This is a genomic window from Streptomyces sp. NPDC057623, from assembly GCF_042800355.1.
Classification (GTDB): domain Bacteria; phylum Actinomycetota; class Actinomycetes; order Streptomycetales; family Streptomycetaceae; genus Streptomyces.
In genome coordinates, this window is the sequence record NZ_JBHVGZ010000174.1 from 1 (window position 1) to 1,823 (window position 1,823).

Annotated in this window: 1 protein-coding gene and 1 pseudogene; one reads left to right on the plus strand and one right to left on the minus strand. The window is 63.5% G+C overall.

Features of this window, described 5'->3' with window-relative positions; translation table 11 throughout:
• Window positions 1-90 precede the first annotated feature (90 nt).
• Window positions 91-621 (minus strand): annotated as a pseudogene (locus ACFU95_RS50945) (transposase); the annotation flags it as partial.
• A gap of 481 nt (window positions 622-1,102) precedes the next feature.
• Here ACFU95_RS50945 and ACFU95_RS50950 point away from each other — a divergent pair.
• Window positions 1,103-1,795, plus strand: a complete 693-nt coding sequence (locus ACFU95_RS50950; RefSeq protein ID WP_383844778.1) for a hypothetical protein — start codon at window positions 1,103-1,105, stop codon at window positions 1,793-1,795.
• Window positions 1,796-1,823 lie beyond the last annotated feature (28 nt).

Consider the following 1,823-nt stretch of genomic DNA (forward strand, 5'->3'; position numbering starts at 1 on the left):
CCCCGGACCGACGCATCCTCGCCAGGACAACTCAACAGCGTCGGTGGATTTTTGGGTCAGGTCCGAAGCGATCACCCAGCCATCATCACTGTGGACTTTGCTGGTCTGCCCGCCCCTGGAGCGTCCGAGGAGGGCGGCGTGCAGTCGGAGTTTCGCCGACGCCGGACGCGTCTTCGTTCTTCTCGCACGGGATCGCTGTCGGCTTCCTGCCCGCCGTGTTCTTCGAGGCTGCCCCTTTTGACCTGGCCCTGTCCGCCTCGGCGGCGGCCTTCTCCAGGGTGGTGAGGACGTCCTCGTCGAGGTGCATCCCGGCCGCGTCGTGGTGGGCTCGGGTGTTGGTGGAGTCGATGCCGACCAGGGACAGGCCCACCTCGCCGCGCGCTGCGGCTTCCGCGATCACTCCGTCCACCAGAGCCTCAAAGATCCCGGCGTCACGCCACTGTCGGAACCAGCGTGAACGGTCGACCAGGCGCCGAACTCCGTCAGCATTTCCCGCCACTCCCCGCCCGTCTTGAACCGCCAGATCACCCCCTCAAACTGCAGCCGCAGCCGCTCGGGATGCTGGCCGAACTCGCCGATCGGCAGGTACGGCTCGACGAACTCCCACTCCTTGTCCGGCAGTTACACGCGCGTCATGGAGGAAGATCACCGGCTGAGAGAAGAAGCACTCAAGGATATAAACGGGGTGGGTGGTGAACGGGAGAGAACGGGTGCATGCGTTCCAATCACGTAGGTCGCGCACGCCCCCTTATGCACGGTTTCACCGAACGTTGAAATCCTGGCGTGACATCACATAAGCCTGGGCACAAAGGCGTTGGGAGAGTCAAGAGGGTTCTTCGTGGGGGCTAGATATCCTGAAGTAGCTGCTCGATCCTCCTCATGACCCTTGCCTTCGCCGGTGTAGTTCCCCGTGTTGTGTTGGGCCTCGTGTGCAAACAGGCCTCCGCATTGACCGGCCGGTTCACGGTTCCACGACATGGGTGCGGCCGGAGCCAGGAAGGCGCCCTGGAGGCGGTCCTTGGCACGTCTCTCGTGGAATTTGAGCGTCGCCGGCCACAGGCTCCGCCGTAGGTGGTCGGCCTTACAGAGGCCGGGAGGCCCCATGCACGACCCTAAAGCACTTCCGCAGGCATCTCGCTCGAGATCTGCCGAGCAGAAGGTGTTTGCACACCTTGCGAAGGCGCCCGAACTTGTCCTGTCGGCGCCGTGCAAAGTCAATCCGGGCCATGCGGAAGCCGAACGCGCCAACCGGTTGTGGGCGCGCCGGATGAACTTGGTGACCTCGGATGCCGCAACGCAGCGGTTCGACGCCTCCGACTGGGGCGGTTTCACAGCCAGGAACTACCCGACCGCCGCGCTTGACGACCTCACCTTGCTGACCGGGTGGATGAGCTGGATGGGCCAACTCGATGATCAACAGGCAGAGGGTATGTATCGAACCGTGGACAGCTGGCTGGGAGTGATCCCCGGCCTCCTGGCGGTGACCGCCAGCGGAGGCGTCAGTTCGCACCCGTGCAACGGGGCCCTGGAAACTGCGTTGGCAGATCTCTTACGGCGCACCCTCCCGAGGTTCACAGACGCCTGGCGAGACCGGTTTGCTGCACATCTGCGCGAGATCTTCGAAGGGCTGCTGGTCGAAAGCGAACTGTCAGCCAAGTACGTTCCGACGAGCGTGTCCGACTACATGTTCCGCCGTCGAGGCTCGGCTATGGTGGCACCCAGCTTGGACCTAGCCTCGCGCTTTCACGAGGTGGGCTGTCCAAGAGTTGATCAGAAACACGGAAAGTGCCCTTGACCTGCAACGATAGGACTTGCTGAGGGTC